Here is a 19,430-nt window from a genome sequence, read left to right as displayed (position 1 = left end):
CAGGTCGCGCTGCACTCATAACGTCAGCACGTCGGAACCACAGCCCCGTCCGGCACCCGCACGCTATACCTGGAGGACTCTTGCTTTCCACCCGCACAGCCATCGCCGGCATCGCCGCAGCGATCGCACTCACACTCAGCCTCAGCTCCTGCGCGAGCACCTCGGCCGACGCATCCGCCGACGGTGGAGTCGACGCCGCCACGGCCACGAGCGTCTCGGCATTCGGCGACCTCGCCGGTCTCGAAAAGGCCGCGAAGGCCGAGGGCGCACTCAACGTGATCGCCCTTCCGCGCGACTGGGCCAACTACGGCGCAGTGCTCGACGCGTTCAACGCCAAGTACCCCGAGATCACCATCACCGAGGCCTCGCCCGACGCGTCGAGCGCCGAGGAGATTCAGGCGGCCGACAACCTCAAGGGCCAGGACACGGCACCCGACGTCTTCGACGTGGGCGCGGCGGTCGCACTCGCCAACACGAAGAAGTTCGCGCCGTACCAGGTCGAGACCTGGGCTGACATTCCGGATGCGCTCAAGGAGCAGTCGGGCCTCTGGGTCGGCGACTACGGCGGATACATGGCCATCGGCTACAACCCCGACGCCGTTCCGGCGCCGAAGAGCCTCGACGACCTGCTCGGTGACGAGTACAAGGGCAAGGTAGCGATCAACGGCGACCCGACGCAGGCCGGGGCCGCTTTCGCAGCCGTCGGTATGGCATCCGTTCAGAGCGGCGGATCGACCGCCGACTTCCAGCCCGGAATCGACTTCTTCTCGAAGCTGAACAAGGCCGGCAACTTCGTGAAGATCGACCCGACCCCCGCCACGATCGCGTCGGGCGAGACCCCCGTCGTCTTCGACTGGGACTACCTGAACGTCGGCTACGGCAAGAAGCTCGACGGCCAGCGCAAATGGGAGGTCGTCGTCCTTCCGGGCACGGGTTACGCGGGCTACTACAACCAGGCCATCAGCGCCGATGCTCCGCACCCCGCCGCCGCTCGCCTGTGGCAGGAGTTCCTCTACAGCGACGAGGCCCAGAACCTGTGGCTCGCGGGTGGCGCTCGCCCGGCGCGTGCCGAGGCGATGGAAGCGGCCGGAACGATCGACAAGAAGCTCTTCGAGGCTCTGCCGGAGACGCCGGACGAGACGGTCGTGCCTTCCGCTAAGGAGTCCGAAGATGCTGCAGCCCTGCTCGGCAGCAACTGGGCCACGGCCGTTCAGTAACCGGAAGAACACCCCTACTGATGGCTGACACCCTCGTGTCGGTCGTCGCTCCCCTCGAAGGCGTCGAGCCTGCAGCAGTGCAGGCTCGACGCCCCGAGTCGTCGCGACGGGCGGCCTTCACCGTGCCGAGTTTTCTCGGCCTTGTTCCCTTCGCGGCGTACATCCTGCTCTTCCTCGGGCTGCCGACCGCGATCGCGCTCTTCACCGGCTTCCTCGACGGCACCGGATCGTTCTCGTTGACCAACATCGAGGCCCTCGCCGACCCGCTGATCGTCAGTACCTTCGGCAACTCGATCGGGCTCTCGGCTCTCACGGCGGTCATCGGCTCGGTGGTGGGTGCGGCCTGCTGCTACGCGTTGATCGGCACCAATCCGACGGGCCTTTTGCGATCCGTCGTCGACTCCGCGAGCGGGGTACTCGCCCAGTTCGGCGGCGTGATGCTGGCGTTCGCGTTCGTGGCGACCATCGGCATCCAGGGCATGGTCACCGTGTACCTGCGCGACTCGCTGGGCATCAACATCTTCGCTGACGGTGTGTGGCTCTACGAGCTGCCCGGCCTGATCCTGCCCTACATCTACTTCCAGGTTCCCCTGATGATCATCACCTTCCTTCCCGCGCTCGAGGGTCTGAAGCCCCAGTGGGCCGAGGCGAATGCCAGTCTCGGCGGATCGCGTGCGACGTACTGGTGGCGCATCGGTATCCCCGTCCTCACTCCGTCGTTTCTCGGCTGCCTGCTGCTGCTGTTCGCGAACGCCTTCTCGTCGTTCGCGACGGCTGCCGCGCTCACGAGTCAGGGCTCGCAGATCGTTCCCCTGCAGATCCGTTCGGCACTGACGAGCGAGACAGTGCTCGGGCGCGAGAACCTCGCCGGCGCACTCGCTCTGGGAATGATCGTCGTGATGGTCATCGTGATGACGCTCTACTCGCTGCTCATGAAGCGCTCTGCGAAGTGGCAGCGATGAGCGGCCAGGCGAAGGCGTTCCGGCCAGAGCCCGGTGCGCTCACGCGCTGGCTGATCCTCGGCATCGTGGGGCTGGTGTTTCTCGTGCCCATCGTGGCGATGGGCGAGTTCACGCTGCGTCGCGGACTCGAGGGCGGCTACGACTTCAGCCGCTGGATCGCCGTCTTCTCCGGGGGACTCACGGGGGAGTACAAGGGGGTGCTGACCGCCCTCGGCAACTCCGTGGTGCTGGCCATCGTCACCGTCGCGGTGATGCTCGTCATTCTCGTGCCGACCATGATCCTCGTGCAGCTGCGCTTCCCGTATCTGCGCCGAGCCATGGAGTTTCTCTGCCTCCTGCCGATCACGATCCCCGCCATCGTCCTCGTCGTCGGGCTCGCGCCGGTCTATTCGGTCATCGCCAAGATGTTCGGCAGCGGCGTCTGGACTCTCTCGTTCGCCTACGGAATCATCGTGCTGCCCTACGCCTACCGTGCCATCCAGGCCAATCTCTCGGCGATCGACGTGGTGACCCTCAGTGAGGCCGCTCGTTCGCTCGGGGCCGGATGGCTCACCGTGCTCGTTCGCGTGCTGCTGCCGAATCTTCGTCGCGGCATCCTCTCGGCGTCGTTCATCTCGGTGGCCGTCGTGCTGGGCGAATACACGATCGCTGCGCTTCTCAACCGCGTCAACCTGCAGACCGCGCTCGTCATCGTGTCGAAGTCCGACCCCTTCGTCGCCGTGATCTTCGCTCTTCTGGCACTCGTCTTCGCCTTCTTCCTGCTGCTCGCGATCGGCCGGGTCGGCGCGCCCCGCCGCAGCCGTCGCGAACCCGCCGCATCCATCACCGCGCCAGCCGCCGTCACACCGACCGGAGCATCCTCATGAGCCTCGCCACACGATCCGCCTCACCGACCGACACGAAGACCCGCGGATCCGGCGCGACCGTCGAGTTCCGCTCCGTCGTCAAGGAGTTCCCCGGACACCGCGCCCTCGACGGCGTCGATCTCACACTGAAGCCCGGTGAGTTCGTGGCGCTGCTCGGACCGAGCGGGTGCGGCAAGACCACAGCCCTGCGCGTGCTCGCCGGTCTCGAAGACGCGACGAGCGGCAGAATCACCATCGATGGCTCCAACGTCTCGGGGCTGCCCGCCAACAAGCGCGACATCGGCATGGTGTTCCAGTCGTACTCTCTGTTCCCGCACCTCACCGTGCTCTCGAATGTCGAATTCGGGCTCCGGATGCGCAAGGTCGAGAAAGACGAGCGACGCACACGGGCGTTGGCCGCGCTCGAGATGGTCGGCCTCGGCGCGCACGCCGGCCGCTATGCGCATCAGCTCTCTGGCGGTCAGCAGCAGCGAGTCGCCCTCGCCCGGGCACTCGTCACCGAACCGCGCGTCCTCCTGCTCGATGAGCCCTTGTCGGCGCTCGACGCCCGCGTTCGGGTTCAACTGCGCGACGAGATCCGGCGCATCCAGATCGATCTCGGAATCACCACGCTGTTCGTGACGCACGACCAGGAGGAGGCCCTCGCGGTCGCCGACCGGGTAGCGGTCATGCGGGCGGGCACGATCGAGCAGATCGGGGCACCCGAGGAGCTCTACACGCGGGCGAAGACCTCGTTCGTGGCCGAGTTCGTCGGGCTCAGCAACCGACTCGACGGCGTGATCGACACACCGGGCTTCGTCGCTGTCGAGGGGGTCACCCTTCCGCTCATCGATGAAGCGGCGCCTCACGGTGCGGTCTCGGCATACGTGCGACCGGAAGACGTCGCCTTCTCGTCGGAGGGCATCTCCGCAGAGGTGGTCTCGAGCAGTTTTCTCGGCAGCTTCCGCCGCACCACGGTGCGTCTGGCGTCGGGTGCACTGGTGCGAGTCCAGCACGGTTCGACGACCCCGGTGGCCGTCGGCGACAGGGTCTTCCTCTCCTTCACGGGGGCGCCTGTGGCGGTGAAGGCGGTCGACGCGTCATAGCGAATTCCCCTCAGGTATGCGCGCCTAGAATGAGGACATGTCTGAGCCTGACGTGAATGACGCTGCGGTTCCTCCGGGACTCCGTATTGCGGGAGCGTGGTCGTGGCGCCTGCTGGCTATCGCCGGTGCGCTTGCCGTGTTCTTCTTCCTCGTGTCGTACCTCCGTCTTCTCGTCATTCCCCTCCTGGTCGCGACGCTGCTGTCTGCGCTCCTGGTTCCGTTGAAGAACTGGCTGGTCAGACACAAGTGGCCGAAGTGGCTCGCCATCACGGTGGCGGAGCTCGGCACTCTGGTGATCGTCGCAGCGCTCATCTTCCTGGTCGTCGCTCAGGTGCGGGCCGGCTTCGGCGATCTGCGCGATCAGACCGTGGCGAGCGTGCACGACCTGCGCGACTGGCTGACGCAACCGCCGTTCAACGTGTCGGATAGCGATCTCACGGCGTACCTCAATCAGGCCATGTCGTTCCTGCAAGCCGACTCCTCGGCTCTGCTCTCCGGGGCCGTGTCCGTCGGTTCGACCGTCACCGAGTTGTTCGCCGGCGTACTGCTGACCCTCTTCTCGACACTGTTCATCCTGATCGACGGCAAGGGCATCTGGGCGTGGGTCGTGCGCATCTTCCCGCGCCGCGCGCGCCTTGCTCTCGACGGTGCAGGCAAGGCCGGATGGCTGACGCTGCAGAACTTCATCAAGGTGCAGATCCTCGTCGCCACCATCGACGCGATCGGCATTGGCGCGGGAGCGGCGATCCTGCAGTTGCCCTTGGCGGTCCCCATCGCGGTGCTGGTGTTCCTCGGATCCTTCATTCCCGTGATCGGCGCCGTCGCAACGGGCGCGCTCGCCGTCTTCATCGCGCTCGTCTATAACGGCTGGGTCGTCGCACTCATCATGCTGGGCATCGTTCTGCTCGTTCAGCAGATCGAGGGCCATGTCTTGCAGCCCCTCGTCATGGGAACTGCCGTCAAGGTGCATCCGCTGGCCGTCGTGCTCGCGGTGGCCGGTGGATCCGTGGTCGCCGGCATTCCCGGCGCCCTGTTCGCTGTTCCGATCGTGGCCGTGCTCAACGTGATGATCGGATACATCGCCCGGGGCGATTGGCGACAACTCCCTCTCTCGACACCGAAAGACATCGTTCCCGAATGACTGATTCCCTGACGCAGCCCGTGCTCACCGTGGTGCCCTCTCTCGACGACATGATGGATGCCCGCGAGCGGGTCTCGCGCATCGTCGATCCGACACCCATGGAGACGTCGCGCTATCTCAGCGCCGAGTTGGGCGCTCCCGTCTTTCTGAAGTGCGAGAACCTGCAGCGCACCGGCTCCTACAAGATCCGCGGCGCCTACAACAGACTGTCACGGCTCTCGATCGAGGAGCAGGCCCGCGGTGTCGTCGCGGCGTCGGCCGGCAACCACGCTCAGGGCGTGGCCTTCGCGGCGCGCGAACTCGGCATCTCGGCCACCATCTTCATGCCGCTCGGTGTTCCGCTGCCGAAGCTGCAGGCCACGAAGCACTACGGCGCCGATGTCGTGCTCCGCGGACACAGCGTCGAGGAAGCTCTGCGAGCCGCGGCGGAGTTCTCCGAGAAGACCGGCGCGGTGTTCATCCCTCCCTTCGACCACCCCGACGTGGTCCTCGGCCAGTCGACCCTCGGGCTCGAGATCCTCGACCAGGTTCCCGACCTCGAGACCGTCATCGTGCCGATCGGAGGCGGCGGTCTGATCTCGGGCGTCGCCTCTGCCGTCAAGAGGCGAGCAGAGCTCGAGGGGCGCAGTATCCGAGTCATCGGTGTGCAGGCGGCGAACGCGGCCGCTTACCCGCCCTCGCTGGCCGCCGGAGAGCCCACGCAGATCGTCACGTCACCGACGATGGCCGACGGCATCACCGTCGCGAAGCCCGGCATCCTCAACTTCGCCATCATCAAAGAACTCGTCGACGAAGTGGTCACGGTATCCGAGGCCGACATGGCCAAGGGTCTCCTGGTGCTTCTCGAGCGCGCCAAGCAGGTCGTCGAACCCGCAGGTGCCGTCGGCGTGGCGGCCATCCTCTCGGGGCAGATCGTCGCATCCGGCCCGACCGTGGTCATTCTGTCTGGCGGCAACATCGACCCGCTGCTGATGCTGAAGCTCATCAACTACGGTCTCGCCGCGTCTGACCGCTACCTCAAGATGCGCATCATGCTGCCCGATCGCCCCGGCCAGCTGGCGCGCATCTCCGAACTCCTCGCCGAGGCGAATGCCAACGTGCTCGAGGTGCTGCACACCCGTCATGGCAAGGGCCTGCAGATCAGCGAGGTGGAGCTGGAGCTGAGCGTCGAGACGCGCGGGCCGGAGCATCGTCAGCAGGTTCTCGACATGCTGCGCGATGCGGGCTTCGACCCGCGCATCAGCGACGACTGATCAGGCACGGTACGTCTCGACCTTGACGATCTCGACGTCGATGTTGCGGCCGGTCGGTCCGACGAACGAGGTCTTGTCGCCGACCTTCAGGCCGATGATGGCCTGACCGAGCGGGCTGGATTCGCTCCAGACATCGAGGTCGTTGTCGCCCGCGATCTCGCGGTTGCCGAGAAGGAAGACCGTCTCGTCTCCGGCGACGAGGGCAGTGATCACGGTGCCGCCCTCGACGACGCCGTGGCTCTCGGGGATCTCGCCGACCTCGGCGGTGCGCAGCAGCAGGGTCAGCTGACGGATGCGAGCCTCCATCTTGCCCTGCTCTTCTTTGGCGGCGTGGTAGCCGCCGTTCTCTTTGAGATCGCCCTCTTCTCGGGCCATCTCGATCTTCTTCGCGATGTCGGTGCGGCCGAACCCACTGAGCTCCTCGAGCTCATTCGTGAGGCGGTCGTAGGCCTCCTGGGTCAGCCACGTGACCTGGGCTGCTTCGTCTGCCATGGGAACTCCCTCGTACAAATATGGCCCGGGAAATCTCCCGGGCATCGAAGAAGAGCCTAGGTGAGCCAGCAGCGGTAAATCAAACCTGTCACCGACTGCTCGGTCGTGCGGACGGTCTCCGTGATTCCCCGCGTGGCCTTGTCGGAGGCGGGGATGTCGATGACCTTCCATCCCACGATCGCGAACTTCGCACTCTGCGCCTGCAGCGCGCAGCTCGACGTGGATCCCTTGGGCACGGTGAGGAGGAAGTCGATCGAGACCGTGTGCTCGTCGATGACCGTGTGACCGGTGTCTTTCGCCTCGAGCTCGGCGCCCGAGTTGTCGAGGCCGGCCCAGACGACCCAGCCCACGAGAACGACGGCGAAGACGGCCGCGGTGATGAGCGCGATCACGCGCGTGCGCCGACTGTTGGCGCGCGTTCGCCCGTAGCGGATGGCAAGGTCTTCACGCGTCACGGAATGGGTGCCTCTCGAAGCAGCGATTAGTCTTAGGTGTTGGCTTAGATGTCTAGGCTAATCGGCAATGCTGAGGAGAAGAGACCGATGACGCTGCGCCTGATGGCCGTGCACGCGCACCCCGACGACGAATCGAGCAAGGGGGCCGCGACCTACGCCTACTACCTTGACCGCGGCGTCGAGGTGATGGTGGTGAGCTGCACCGGGGGAGAGCGCGGAAGCATCCTCAACGAGTCGCTCGCCGAGCGCCGTCACGCCGAGCGCGACATGGCTGGTCTTCGTCGTTATGAGATGGCTGCCGCGCAGAAAGTCGTGGGTTTCGAGCACCGGTGGCTGGGCTATGCCGACTCCGGTCTTCCCGACGAGGGCGACCCTCTGCCGGCGAACGCGTTCGCGACGATTCCCGTCGAGATCTCGGCCGAGCCGCTTGTGCGTCTCATCCGCGACTTCAAGCCGCAGGTGTTGCTCACCTACGACGAGAACGGCGGCTACCCCCACCCCGATCACATTCGAACCCACGAGATCTCGGTGCGCGCTCTCGAGGCGGCGTCCGACGCCACGGCGTACCCCGACGCGGGGGAGCCGTGGAGCGTCTCCAAGCTCTACTACGATCGCATCTTCAGCTACCAGCGCATGAAAGCGGTCTACGACGAGATCGTCGCGACCGACCCCGAGAGCCCGCTCATCACATCCATGACCGAGCTGCGCTCGTGGATGAAGGAGAGCCCGTTCCTCGCCACCACGCAGGTGCCCGCCGGCGCATTCTTCGAGGTGCGTGACAACGCGCTGCGAGCGCACGCCAGCCAGGTCTCGCCCGACAGCCAATTCTTCTTCTGGCCGAACGAGCTGCAGCTCAAGGCGTGGCCCTTCGAGGACTACCAGCTCATCTCGTCGAAGGTCGAGACGACGATGCCAGAAGACGACCTGTTCGCCGGAATCGAGGACGACGATGTACAGCGTTGATCAGCTCACCGCGACGGTGACTCACACCCTGCTGCGGGCCTCCGACCAGCCGCAGTTCGATCCGAACACGGTCACGCCCGGATTCGTCGGGTTCATCGCGACATTCGGCGTGGCCGTCATCGTGATTCTGCTCGTCATCGACATGGTGCGCCGGGTGCGCCGCGTGAACTACCGCGAGCAGGTGCGTCAGCAGCTCGAGCAAGAGGCTCGGGATGCCGACGGCCCGGTAGACGGCGCTTAGCGGGAGATCGCGTCCCAGAGGCGCTCGATGTCGCCGGCCATGTCGACCGTGCGGTCGAGCGCCCACTGAATCTGGATGCCGTCGGCGACGGCGATAAGGACGCGGGCGACGTGCTCGGGGTCGAGTTCTGCGCGTGCTGTTCCCGCCGCCTGACGATCCCGCACGACCGCGGCGAGTGCCAGGCGGACGAAGTCGAAGCGCTCGATGAAGAATGAATGTGCCGGATGTGACGGGTCTTCGGCCGCCGCTGCGAGGGTGATGTAGAGCTGCACGAGCCCCGGCACATCGCGGTTGTGGCGCATGATCGCGAGGAGCCCGTCGAGGAAGTCTCCGTCGGCCGGATGCGCGTCCCCGTCTACCTGGTCGCGCTTCTGCAGGATCGCGGTGAGCAGATGCTCCTTCGAATCGAAGTAGTGCATTAGGCCCGGAAGGCTCACGCCCACCTGCTTCGCTATGTCTCGCAGAGACGTGCCGCGATAGCCCTCTCGAGAGAACACGTCGAGCGCGGCCGTAAGGATCTCCTCTCGGCGCACGACGCCTTTCGCGTACGACCCCCGATCCGCCATGTATCGATGCTAGGCCACAGCATCGGGTGCAGATTGACTCTTGTGGGCCGACGCGGCGAGCTGCATACTGTAACCCGTACAGTGATCGGTTTTGGTTTTCGAACCGCGAATGATGTACATCCACACTCAATGATGAGAGGAACCGGCACATGACCACAGCGAGTGGATCCGCGGCAGGAATGCCGTCGGGAATGACGACGGCGACAGCCGCCGTGCGAGGCGATCAGACATTCCCCCCGCCGACGGAGCCGGCGAAGCCGAGCTATGTCGCCTGGCTGCTCGTGGCGCAGCTGGTCTTCTTCATCGCCCTTCTGGGGCCCGCGATCGTGGGAATCGGGCTCAAGATCCAATCGCTCGTCGAGCTCGGCGAGATCGCGCAGGACGGAGCCACCGGCGCGGCGGCCGTGCTCGGCGGCGTCGGTGCACTCTTCGCGACCATCGCGAACGTCGTCTTCGGGCGCCTCTCCGACCGTACGACGAGCCGCTGGGGCCGTCGCCGGATCTGGATCGTCACGGGCACGGTCATCATGACCTTCGCCTTCCTGATCATGGCGCTCGCTCCCAACCTCCTCTTCGCCACCATCGGCTGGGCACTCGCGCAGCTCGGTGCGAACATGACTCTCGCGCCATTCTTCGCGACGATCGCGGATCAAGTGCCGAAGTTCCAGAGGGGCAAGATCACGGCGGCGATCGGCATCGCCCAGAACGTCGGCGTGCTCGGCGGAACGTATGTCGCTCAGGCGTTCGTGGGGCAGCTGGTCGTCATGTTCGTGGCGCCATCCGTTTTGGCGATCATCGTGATGGTCATCTTCGCCGTCGTTCTGCCGGATCGTCGACTGCCCTTCCCTCCTCCTCGTGCCACCCTCCGCGACTGGGCGGAGACGTTCTGGGTGAGCCCTCGCAAGAATCCCGACTATGCGCTCGCCTGGTGGTCACGCTTCCTGATCACCTTCGCGAGCTTCGGCTTCACGACCTTCCGCTTCTTCTACCTCCTCAACCACGTCGGGGTGCCGGAGGGTGACATCCCGGCCGTCATCTCGACGAGCGTGCTCATCTACACAGTCGCGCTCGTCGCCGCGAGCTACTTCGCCGGGTGGCTCTCCGACCGCCTGGGTCGTCGCAAGGTCTTCGTGTGGAGCTCGACCGCCCTGTTCGCGATCGGCACGTTCGCGCTGATCTTCGTTCAAGACGTGAGCGGCTTCTTCATACTCGAGGCACTTCTCGGCCTGGCCTTCGGCATCTACGTGGGAGTCGACCTCGCCCTCGTCGTCGACGTGCTGCCCGATGCCGAGAACTCCGGCAAAGACCTCGGGGTGTTCAACATCGCCAACGCGCTTCCTCAGACGCTCGCGCCGCTCGTCGGTGGAATCCTCGTCTACGTCAGTGATCCGACCGGAAACAACTACGCGCTCTGGTTCTCCATCTGCGCGGTAGCTGCGATCGTGGGAGCACTCGTCATTTTCCCCATCAAGAAAGTCAGATAGCCCGTGGTCTCGCACGTCCACGATCGAAAGGTGAATCACGCATGACGCTCCCCGCAGCATCCATTCAGCTGTACACGCTGGCCAAAGAATTCTCGGATGACCCGAGCGGCTCGCTCGACAAGCTCGCCGCCATCGGACTCACACACGTGGAGGCATTCGATTTCGTCCGCCGTCCCGACGAGATCCGATCCGCCCTCGATGCGAGTGGGTTGACTTCTCCGACCGGACACGCACCTCTACTCTCCGACACCCTGTGGACTCCCGATGGCTCGATCCCCACCCCTGCGCCGGAGGTCGTCTTCGAAGCGGCCGCCACGCTCGGCATGACGACGGTCATCGACCCGTTCGTGGCCGCTGACCGGTGGCTGACAGAGGTGGGCGTCCAGGACATCGCCGACCGGTTGAACGCCTCCGCCGAGCTCGCGGCCACTTTCGGCCTGTCGGTCGGGTACCACAACCACGCGCAGGAGTTCATCGCGTCGTTCGACGGTCAGACCGCGTTCGAGCGGTTCGTCTCGGCGACCGACCAGCGGGTTCTGATCGAGCTGGACCTCTTCTGGGCGCTCACGGGTGGACAAGATGGACCGCGTCTCGTCTCGTGGCTCGGCGACCGCCTCGTCGCTGTGCACGTGAAAGACGGCATCGCACCGGCCGAGAATCCGTTCGCGCCGGGAGCTGCTCCGTTCGGTTCGGAGACGCTGGACCAGCGTCGACCGGGGGAGGGACAGGTTCCTCTCGTCGACTCGCTCGCGGCCGGTGAAGGCCACATCAAGTACGCCGTCATCGAATACGACAATGCCCCGGGAGACGTCTTCGCCGACATCCAGGCGAGCTACGACTTTCTCATCGACGGAGGGTACGCCGCATGAGCGGGCCTGTGGGAGTAGGTGTCGTCGGCGCGGGCGTCATCAGTGATACGTACCTCGAGAACCTCCGCTCCTTTCCCGATGTGAACGTAATCATCGTCGGTGACCTCATCGAGGAGCGGGCCAAGAGCCAGGCTGAGAAACACGGCGTCCCCTCCTGGGGCTCCGTCGCCGACGTGCTTGGTCACGCCGACGTGCAGGTGGTCGTGAACCTGACGATCCCCGCGGCACATATCGAGGTCTCGTCCGCCGCCATCGCGGCGGGCAAGCACGTGTGGAGCGAGAAGCCTCTCGGGCTCGACCGAGCCGGTGTCGCTCAGTTGTTGAACGACGCGGCTGCTCGGGGGCTTCGTGTGGGCTCGGCGCCGGACACCATCCTGGGGCCGGGATTCCAGACGGCGAAGCGCGCCATCCAGGAGGGTCTCATCGGGGAGCCGATGTTTGCCACCACCACGTTCCAGACCATTGGTCCGGATCTCTGGCACCCGAGTCCCCAATTTCTCTTCGCCGAGGGCGCCGGCCCTCTGCTCGACATGGGCCCGTACTACATCAGTGGCCTCGTGAGCCTCTTCGGGTCGGTAGACCGCGTCGGGGCGCTCGGTCGGAAGAAGGCCGAAGAGCGCGTCATCCAGTCGGGGCCCAACGCTGGAACGACCTTTCCTGTGGAAGTCCCTAGCTCTCTACAGCTGCTCACCTCGTTCGACTCGGGCCAGCAGGCCTCGAGCCTCCTGAGCTTCGATTCGGCACTCGAACGACATGGCGTCTTCGAGGTGCACGGGACGCGGGGATCGCTCATCGTCCCCGACCCCAATCAGTTCGAAGGCCGCAGTGCATACGTCACGGCTCGGACGTCGCTCTCCGATGGAGACTGGGGAGAGCAGAAATGGATCGAGCTGGAGCAGAGAGGCACGGTCGTGGGCCGAGGTCTCGGACTGCTCGACATGGTCCGCGCGATCTCCGCGGATCGCCCGCACGTCGCCACCGGAGAGCTCGGCTACCACGTGCTCGATGTCATGCTCTCCGCCCAGGAATCGGCGGCGAGCGGCGAGTTCGTCACGGTCAGCAGCTCGCTCACCGCTCCGGTGCCATCTGTGCCTGTCGACTTCGACCCGTTCGCTCGCACGCTGTAGGGCCGGCGTCCGGTGTGCTCAGCCCCCGTAGGAGGGGTTGAGCACGATGAGCAGGATGGCCGTCCAGTGGCAGAGGAACGCCACGAGGGTCAGCGCGTGGAAGATCTCGTGAAACCCGAAGCGGCCGGGGAACGGGTTGGGTCGCTTCAGCGCGTAGACGACGGCGCCGACGGTGTAGCAGAGGCCGCCGACGAGTACGAGCAGCATCATGGCCGCATTCGTGGCCAGCAGATCGCCGAGGTACATGACGGCTGCCCAACTCAGCATCAGGTACAGCAGAACGTAGAGCCAGCGGGGCGCGTCGATCCAGAACACCCGGAACCCGATGCCGAAGAGGGCGCCGCCCCAGACGAGACAGAGCAACAGGATGCCCTTCTCCGGGGGCAGGGCGAGTACGGCGATCGGGGTGTAGGTGCCCGCGATCAACAAGAAGATATTGGCGTGATCGATGCGCTTCAGGAGCCGCTTCATGCGCGGCTTCCAGTTGAATCGGTGGTACAGCGCTGAGTTGCCGAAGAGCAACAGCGACGTCGTCATGAAGACCGCACTGGCGGCCTTCGCTGCCGAACCGTCGGCAAGGACGATCAGCACGATACCCGCGATGATCGCGAGGGGGAACGTGCCCGCGTGGATCCAGCCGCGCCACGTGGGCTTGACCTCGATGGGGTGCTCGACCGCGTCGTCGAGCAGAGGGATGTTGGGGAGGTCGGCGGGCGCGCGCATTAGGCCAGCGTACGCGGCGGCGCGTCCGCGCCGCTGTGAGTTTCTCTGCGAACACGGGTAGCGTATGCGTGTGTCCATCGAAGAGAACCCACGGGGAAGCGGCTTCCTCTACGGCCTCTACCAGAAGCGACTGAGACGAGAGCTCGCCGTCGATGCGCTGCCGCATCACGTCGCGATGATCATCGACGGAAACCGTCGTTGGGCCAAACAGAGACTGCTCGGCACCGCGGCGCATGGGCACCGCGCAGGGGCTGCAAAGATGCGCGAGTTCCTCGTCTGGTGCGACGACCTCGGCATCCAGGTCGTGACTCTCTACCTGCTCTCGACCGACAACCTGACGAGCCGCAACAAAGACGAACTCGACGAACTCGTCGAGATCATCGCCGAGCTGGCCGGCGCGCTGTCTCACTTCCGTGACTGGCGCATCAAACACGTCGGCAGCGACCTCGGCCTGCCGCCCACCCTCGTCACAGCGCTCGACGAAGCCGAAGAACGCACGGCCGGTCATACCGGGCTCCACGTCAACCTGGCGGTCGGCTATGGGGGGCGCACCGAGATCGCAGATGCTGTGCGCAGCATCATCCGCGCGCACCAGGAGCAGGGCCACACGCTCGAAGACCTGGCAGAGAGCATCGATCAGGAGCTGATCGCAGAGCACCTCTACACAGGCGGCCAGCGCGATCCTGACCTGGTCATCCGCACGTCGGGCGAGCAGCGACTCAGTGACTTCATGCTGTGGCAGAGCGCCCACAGCGAGTTCTACTTCATGGAGGCGCTCGGGCCGGATATCCGTGAGGTCGATTTCCTCCGTGCCCTCCGCGACTATTCGCGTCGGCACCGTCGTTTCGGCGGCTGAGCCCGCGGCATCCCGACCCCGCTCGTTTACATGAACGTAACCGAACACGGGGCGTGTCGTCACCGCTCGAAACACGGTGGCACGTAGCGTCAAGCACATCAGGTATGGCACCTGGTCGAGTCGGCCACATAAGTACGACTCGGGAGAAACCTAAAGACTTGAGAAAGGCTTAGGGGCCGACTCGCCACAGTGATCCGAGTGCATCACGCGCTCGGGGTTGGAGTAGTCGTGGCCGATCGCAATTCCCACCAGTCAACCGACACCGGAAGCCGCACGCGGGCATCCGGTTCTGCGCCGGCAGTCGTGAACCAGAAGGAACGAACCTACGTTCTGGACACCTCGGTTCTGCTGTCCGATCCGAAGGCGATCTTCCGGTTCGCCGAGCACCCCGTCGTTCTTCCGGTGATCGTCATCACGGAACTCGAATCCAAGAGGAACGATCCCGAGATCGGATATTTCGCCCGCCAGGCGCTGCGCAATCTGGATGAGCTGCGCGTGCTCCACGAACGGCTCGATTTTCCGATCGCGGTGGGCGAGGGCGGCAGCCTCAGGGTCGAGCTCAATCACTCCAACATGTCGGTGCTTCCCTCGGGGCTGCAGCTGAACGACAACGACTCGCGCATTCTCGCCGTCGCCCTCAACCTGGCGAACGATGGGCTCGACGTGACCGTCGTCTCGAAGGATCTGCCGTTGCGGGTCAAGGCTGCCTCGATCGGCCTCGCGGCCGAGGAGTACCGCGCGGAACTGGCGGTGGACTCGGGCTGGACCGGACTTGCGGACATCACTCTCGGATCCGACCAGATGTCGTCGCTCTACGAGTCGGAGTCGATGGACACGGACCTGGTCGAGGGAATTCCGGTGAACACCGGGCTCGTGATCCACTCCGACCGGGGATCGGCGCTGGGCCGCGTGACGGGCAAGCGCAGCTTCCAGCTCGTTCGGGGCGATCGCGACGTCTTCGGGTTGCACGGCCGCTCGGCAGAGCAGCGGGTTGCCATCGACATGCTGCTCGATCCCGAGGTCGGAATCATCTCGCTGGGAGGTCGAGCCGGAACGGGAAAGTCGGCTCTGGCCCTCTGCGCGGGACTGGAGGCGGTTCTCGAGAAGCAGCAGCACCGCAAGATCATGGTGTTCCGGCCTCTCTATGCGGTCGGCGGGCAGGAGCTCGGCTTCCTGCCGGGAGACGCGTCCGAGAAGATGAACCCCTGGGCGCAGGCGGTCTTCGACACCCTCGGATCGATCGTGTCGCAGAACGTCATCGACGAGGTGATCGAACGCAACATCCTCGAGGTGCTGCCACTCACTCACATCCGCGGTCGTTCGCTGCACGACGCGTTCGTGATCGTCGACGAGGCCCAGTCGCTCGAGCGCAACGTTCTGCTCACGGTGCTGAGCCGCATCGGGCAGAACTCCCGCGTCGTACTGACCCACGACGTGGCCCAGCGCGACAACCTTCGAGTGGGCCGCCACGACGGCGTCGCCTCGGTCATCGAGACGCTGAAGGGGCATCCTCTGTTCGGGCACATGACGCTGACCAGGTCTGAGCGCTCGGCTATCGCGGCGCTCGTCACCGAGATGCTGGAGTCGAACGAACTGGCCTGATCATCGGGGTGCGGGGCGTGCTGGCCTGAGGGAGTCCCTTGTGGATAACTTCTGACGGCACGCCCCGCTCACCGTTACCGTGGGGCGCATGAGCTCGGAGCGTCTGCCACGACCCGCTATCGGCTTGGTCGACGTCGTGCGGGGCGCGCATCCCTCTCAGGTGGTGATCGGTGCCCTGTTGCTGTGCCTGGCATTCGCTTCGGTGGGGTGTGGCCCTGGCGTCGTCACGCTCGCCTGGCTTGCACTCGTGACTCCGAGCCTCGTCGTCTTCGATCTGCGCCTGAGACGGCTGCCGAACGTGCTAGTGGTTCCCGGCTTCGGTGCCGTCGTCATCGACGGCTGCTGGGCAGGGATCTCGTCGGGGGAGTTGCCCGTAGCCGCCCTGGCGACGACCTCGATCGTGGCGGTGGTCATGCTCGTGCTCAACCTCGTGGGAGGGCTGGGCATGGGAGACGTGAAGTTGAGCACCGTGATGGCCGGATGCCTGTCGCTGGTTTCGCCGCTCCTCGCCGCCTCGGCGCTGATGCTGGCATTCTTTCTCGGCGGGGGCTACTCGGCGGTGCTTCTGCTGAGTCGTCGTGGGCACCGAGGCCGGCGCATCGCCTTCGGCCCCGTTCTGCTGGTCGCCTTCTGGGCGGTCGTGGCCCTGCGAGCGCTTTAACGGCACGACGCCGCCCGAACCGCAGGTGGATGCGGTCGGGCGGCCTCGGTTCGGACGGCGTCGAGTCGGATCAGGCCGCGGGCGGCGCCGTCATCGAGAGCACGTCGAGAGCCTTGTCGAGCTGCTCGAGGGTGACCTCGCCTCGCTCCACGAATCCGAGGTCGATGACGGCCTCGCGCACGGTCATCTTGTTGGCGACGGAGTGCTTGGCGATCTTGGCGGCAGCCTCATAGCCGATGATGCGGTTGAGCGGTGTGACGATGGAGGGAGACGACTCCGCCAGGGCGCGTGCGCGGTCGAGGTTGGCTTCGAGGCCCGCTACGGTCTTGTCGGCGAGCAGCACCGAGGAGTTCGACAGCAGCCGGATCGACTCGAGCAGTGCCGTTCCCATGACCGGAATGGCGACGTTCAGTTCGAAGGCGCCGGAGGCACCCGACCAGGCGATGCTCGCGTCGTTGCCGATGACCCGGGAGCAGACCATCAGAACGGCCTCGGGGATAACCGGGTTGACCTTGCCCGGCATGATCGATGATCCGGGCTGCAGGTCGGGGATGTGCAGTTCACCGAGACCCGCGTTGGGGCCGGAGCCCATCCAACGGAGGTCGTTGCAGATCTTGGTGAGGCTGACGGCGAGCACCCGAAGGGCGCCGGATGCCTCGACCAGCGAATCGCGGGCGCCCTGCGCTTCGAAATGGTCGCGGGCCTCGGTGATCGGCAGCCCTGTCTCTTCGGCGAGAAGTCGAATGACGAGCTGCGGGAAGCCCGCGGGTGTGTTGATGCCCGTTCCGACTGCGGTGCCGCCCAGAGGAACTTCGGCCACTCGGGGGAGCGCCGACTGTACGCGCTCGATGCCGAGCCTGATCTGCATGGCATAGCCGCCGAACTCCTGCCCGAGTGTTACCGGAGTGGCGTCCATGAGGTGCGTTCGCCCGGCCTTAACTGCTGACTTCCACAGCTCGGCCTTGGCCTCCAGCGCCGTGGCGAGGTGGTCGAGAGCCGGCAGCAGCTGTCCGATGAGGGCACCCGTGACGGCAACGTGAACGGAGGTGGGAAAGACATCGTTCGATGACTGCGATGCATTGACGTGGTCGTTGGGGTGAACGGGGCTGCCGAGTCGGGCTGTGGCGAGAGTGCTGAGCACCTCATTCATGTTCATGTTCGACGAGGTACCGCTGCCCGTCTGATAGACGTCGATCGGGAACTCGGCGTCGAGCGCCCCCGTGATGACCTCGTCTGCTGCAGATGCGATGGCATCGGCTATGGACTGGTCGAGTACCCCGAGCTGAGCGTTGGCGAGAGCCGCAGCCTTCTTGATCCGAGCGAGTGCTGAGATCTGTGCCGATTCGAGTCCGGCACCCGAAACGGGAAAGTTCTCGACGGCTCGCTGCGTCTGTGCGCCGTACTTGGCGTTGATGGGGACGCGCACTTCTCCCATCGTGTCGTGTTCGATTCGAAACTGCTCTGTTCCGTCTGTTCCGGTTGCTGTGTCCACCACTGTGTGGCCTGCCTTCCTGTGTTTCGCCTTGTGGGCGCTGTGTGTGGGTCTGAAAAGTCGTTGTCGCGAGGTTTAGACGTTGCCGATCACGAGATCGGCAACAGCGCGGCCCTCGGCCAGTCGATAGTTGGCGCCCACGATCGCGAGCCGGCCCTCGGCCACAGCCTCGCTGATCAACTCGGAGGTCTCGAGAAGCTCGCGCACGGTGTCTCGCAGGTGTAGCCGGCCGACCTCGTGGGGGTCGACGGCCTCGGGCGCGTCAGCTCCCCGGTGCTCGGCGGCATGTACGGCGGGGGTGATCTTCTCGATGATGCCTCGGATGTGCACGGGCAGCTGCGGCGCGTCAGGCCCGACGGACTCGATGGCAGCGGCCACCGCCCCGCACTCGTCGTGGCCCAGCACGACGATGAGGGGCACTCCGAGCACCCCGACCGCGTATTCGAGACTTCCGAGCACAGAGTCGGAGATGACCTGGCCGGCGTTGCGCACGACGAAGAGGTCACCGAGACCCTTGTCGAAGATGATCTCGGCGGCGAGTCGAGAATCGCTGCAACCGAACAGGGCGGCGCGGGGCGCCTGGCCCGCGGCGATCTGGTGTCGACGCTCGACATCTTGACGAGGGTGGCGCGGCGTGCCGTTGATGAAGCGCTCGTTGCCGCGCAGCATCTCGCCCCAGATCTTGGCCGGGGTAAGGGGGGAATCACTCATGATGTCGCCTCGATCGTCTGCTTTTCGATGGTGGTCGTGATGGTGGACGCCAGCGCCCTGGCGTCGTCGGGCGTGGCTGTTCCGGCCACGATGAACGTACTGCGACCCGACTCGGTGGTCAGCGCGTATTCGACGTTGCCGACATCGCGATCGGAGTCTCGGTTGTCGTAGACGATCCAGTCGACGCCGTCGATGGTGACGGTGCCTGTCGGAATCGTCTGCTGCATCTCATTGACAAGCCAGCTCGGGTTCGCGTCGACCGCCTGTGTGATCGAGAGGAACTGCTTCGACGGAGTGATGAGGCCGATGAACCACGACGTCACGCCGTCGAGGCTCGCTGTGCGGATCTCTGCCACGTTCGACGACCAGGTGTCGGGAAGCTCGGGAACGGCGAGGGGAACGGGAAGTGTGCGCTGGGCGCTGACCGCGACAGAGCGGTAGTCGACCGATTGAAGCCGGGAGGAGTCATCGCGCGGCACGATGAAGACCATCAGAGCGACGATGGCGACGGTGACGCCGACTGCCACCCAGAGGTTGCGGATGGTCTTGCTGTCGCGGTAGTTCTTGGAGTTCTGTGCCTTGCGGGCGGCTTCTTCTTCGGGCGTCTCGGGTCGTCCGAGTTCCGCCACGACGGGGCGGGGCTTCGGTTCGCGGCGTGCCACCT

Annotated in this window: 21 protein-coding genes; 14 read left to right on the top strand and 7 right to left on the bottom strand. The window is 65.4% G+C overall.

From position 1 onward, the window contains the following. Positions 1-80: 80 nt before the first annotated feature. The 6 genes from CCK87_RS08655 to ilvA are packed head-to-tail and all read left to right on the top strand — an operon-like array spanning position 81 to position 6,524. Entirely contained in the window at positions 81-1,217 is a 1,137-nt protein-coding gene (locus CCK87_RS08655; RefSeq protein WP_086460982.1) for an ABC transporter substrate-binding protein, read from the top strand. A gap of 20 nt (positions 1,218-1,237) precedes the next feature. After that, positions 1,238-2,179 carry an ABC transporter permease gene (locus tag CCK87_RS08650; RefSeq protein WP_249273794.1) on the top strand — a complete coding sequence of 314 codons (942 nt, stop codon included), beginning with the start codon at positions 1,238-1,240 and terminating at the stop codon, positions 2,177-2,179. After that, the gene (locus CCK87_RS08645) at positions 2,176-3,045 is read left to right on the top strand and encodes an ABC transporter permease subunit (protein WP_170927220.1); all 870 of its coding nucleotides are present in this window, start codon (positions 2,176-2,178) and stop codon (positions 3,043-3,045) included. The genes CCK87_RS08650 and CCK87_RS08645 overlap by 4 nt, the downstream gene beginning before the upstream one ends. Beyond that, entirely contained in the window at positions 3,042-4,130 is a 1,089-nt protein-coding gene (locus tag CCK87_RS08640; protein WP_086460980.1) for an ABC transporter ATP-binding protein, read from the top strand. The genes CCK87_RS08645 and CCK87_RS08640 overlap by 4 nt, the downstream gene beginning before the upstream one ends. A gap of 37 nt (positions 4,131-4,167) precedes the next feature. Continuing rightward, on the top strand, positions 4,168-5,271 hold the full coding sequence (locus CCK87_RS08635) for an AI-2E family transporter (protein ID WP_086460979.1): 1,104 nt from the start codon (positions 4,168-4,170) through the stop codon (positions 5,269-5,271). Next, the gene (gene ilvA, locus CCK87_RS08630; protein ID WP_086460978.1) at positions 5,268-6,524 is read left to right on the top strand and encodes a threonine ammonia-lyase; all 1,257 of its coding nucleotides are present in this window, start codon (positions 5,268-5,270) and stop codon (positions 6,522-6,524) included. Before CCK87_RS08635 ends, ilvA begins: the two co-directional genes overlap by 4 nt. On the opposite strand, the gene greA is transcribed toward ilvA, so the two are convergent. Next, positions 6,525-7,016: a transcription elongation factor GreA gene (gene greA / locus CCK87_RS08625; protein ID WP_044438983.1), complete on the bottom strand. Its 492-nt coding sequence runs from the start codon at positions 7,014-7,016 to the stop codon at positions 6,525-6,527. Between the two features lie 56 nt (positions 7,017-7,072). Continuing rightward, positions 7,073-7,471 (bottom strand): DUF4307 domain-containing protein, encoded by a 399-nt coding sequence (locus tag CCK87_RS08620; protein ID WP_170927202.1) that lies wholly within the window; start codon positions 7,469-7,471, stop codon positions 7,073-7,075. 87 nt (positions 7,472-7,558) lie between these two features. Between CCK87_RS08620 and mca the strand changes: the two genes are divergently transcribed. Both mca and CCK87_RS08610 read left to right on the top strand, forming a co-directional pair. Continuing rightward, entirely contained in the window at positions 7,559-8,434 is an 876-nt protein-coding gene (mca, locus tag CCK87_RS08615; protein WP_170927201.1) for a mycothiol conjugate amidase Mca, read from the top strand. Next, positions 8,421-8,675, top strand: coding sequence for a hypothetical protein (locus CCK87_RS08610; protein WP_086460976.1), 255 nt, complete (start codon positions 8,421-8,423; stop codon positions 8,673-8,675). Before mca ends, CCK87_RS08610 begins: the two co-directional genes overlap by 14 nt. On the opposite strand, the gene CCK87_RS08605 is transcribed toward CCK87_RS08610, so the two are convergent. After that, positions 8,672-9,241, bottom strand: coding sequence for a TetR/AcrR family transcriptional regulator (locus CCK87_RS08605; RefSeq protein ID WP_086460975.1), 570 nt, complete (start codon positions 9,239-9,241; stop codon positions 8,672-8,674). The two genes, CCK87_RS08610 and CCK87_RS08605, sit on opposite strands and share 4 nt — an antisense overlap. Before the next feature lie 149 nt (positions 9,242-9,390). On the opposite strand from CCK87_RS08605, the gene CCK87_RS08600 reads away from it, so the two are divergent. The 3 genes from CCK87_RS08600 to CCK87_RS08590 are packed head-to-tail and all read left to right on the top strand — an operon-like array spanning position 9,391 to position 12,721. Beyond that, positions 9,391-10,725 (top strand): MFS transporter, encoded by a 1,335-nt coding sequence (locus CCK87_RS08600; RefSeq protein ID WP_212638203.1) that lies wholly within the window; start codon positions 9,391-9,393, stop codon positions 10,723-10,725. Positions 10,726-10,766: 41 nt separating this feature from the next. Next, complete coding sequence (locus CCK87_RS08595; protein WP_086460973.1) at positions 10,767-11,594, top strand: sugar phosphate isomerase/epimerase; 828 nt, start codon at positions 10,767-10,769, stop codon at positions 11,592-11,594. After that, positions 11,591-12,721 carry a Gfo/Idh/MocA family oxidoreductase gene (locus CCK87_RS08590; protein WP_086460972.1) on the top strand — a complete coding sequence of 377 codons (1,131 nt, stop codon included), beginning with the start codon at positions 11,591-11,593 and terminating at the stop codon, positions 12,719-12,721. The genes CCK87_RS08595 and CCK87_RS08590 overlap by 4 nt, the downstream gene beginning before the upstream one ends. An 18-nt stretch (positions 12,722-12,739) precedes the next feature. On the opposite strand, the gene CCK87_RS08585 is transcribed toward CCK87_RS08590, so the two are convergent. Then, positions 12,740-13,444 carry a hemolysin III family protein gene (locus CCK87_RS08585; RefSeq protein WP_086460971.1) on the bottom strand — a complete coding sequence of 235 codons (705 nt, stop codon included), beginning with the start codon at positions 13,442-13,444 and terminating at the stop codon, positions 12,740-12,742. 70 nt (positions 13,445-13,514) lie between these two features. Between CCK87_RS08585 and CCK87_RS08580 the strand changes: the two genes are divergently transcribed. The 3 genes from CCK87_RS08580 (at position 13,515) to CCK87_RS08570 (ending at position 16,563) form a co-directional block, all read left to right on the top strand. Beyond that, complete coding sequence (locus CCK87_RS08580) at positions 13,515-14,300, top strand: isoprenyl transferase (protein WP_249273793.1); 786 nt, start codon at positions 13,515-13,517, stop codon at positions 14,298-14,300. A 303-nt stretch (positions 14,301-14,603) separates the two neighbouring features. Next, on the top strand, positions 14,604-15,902 hold the full coding sequence (locus tag CCK87_RS08575; protein WP_249273829.1) for a PhoH family protein: 1,299 nt from the start codon (positions 14,604-14,606) through the stop codon (positions 15,900-15,902). A gap of 88 nt (positions 15,903-15,990) precedes the next feature. Continuing rightward, a complete protein-coding gene (locus CCK87_RS08570) occupies positions 15,991-16,563 on the top strand; it encodes a prepilin peptidase (RefSeq protein WP_140162790.1) in 573 nt (190 codons plus the stop codon). Positions 16,564-16,633: 70 nt separating this feature from the next. On the opposite strand, the gene CCK87_RS08565 is transcribed toward CCK87_RS08570, so the two are convergent. The 3 genes from CCK87_RS08565 to CCK87_RS08555 form a co-directional block, all read right to left on the bottom strand. Then, positions 16,634-18,058: a class II fumarate hydratase gene (locus CCK87_RS08565; protein WP_086460967.1), complete on the bottom strand. Its 1,425-nt coding sequence runs from the start codon at positions 18,056-18,058 to the stop codon at positions 16,634-16,636. A 72-nt stretch (positions 18,059-18,130) separates the two neighbouring features. Then, on the bottom strand, positions 18,131-18,766 hold the full coding sequence (locus CCK87_RS08560; protein ID WP_086460966.1) for a carbonic anhydrase: 636 nt from the start codon (positions 18,764-18,766) through the stop codon (positions 18,131-18,133). Then, a complete protein-coding gene (locus tag CCK87_RS08555; protein WP_086460965.1) occupies positions 18,763-19,428 on the bottom strand; it encodes a DUF4245 domain-containing protein in 666 nt (221 codons plus the stop codon). Before CCK87_RS08555 ends, CCK87_RS08560 begins: the two co-directional genes overlap by 4 nt. Positions 19,429-19,430 lie beyond the last annotated feature (2 nt).

The sequence above is a fragment of the Agreia sp. VKM Ac-1783 genome (assembly GCF_900177765.1).
Lineage (GTDB): Bacteria > Actinomycetota > Actinomycetes > Actinomycetales > Microbacteriaceae > Agreia.
This window is presented reverse-complemented; position numbering and strand designations above follow the sequence as displayed.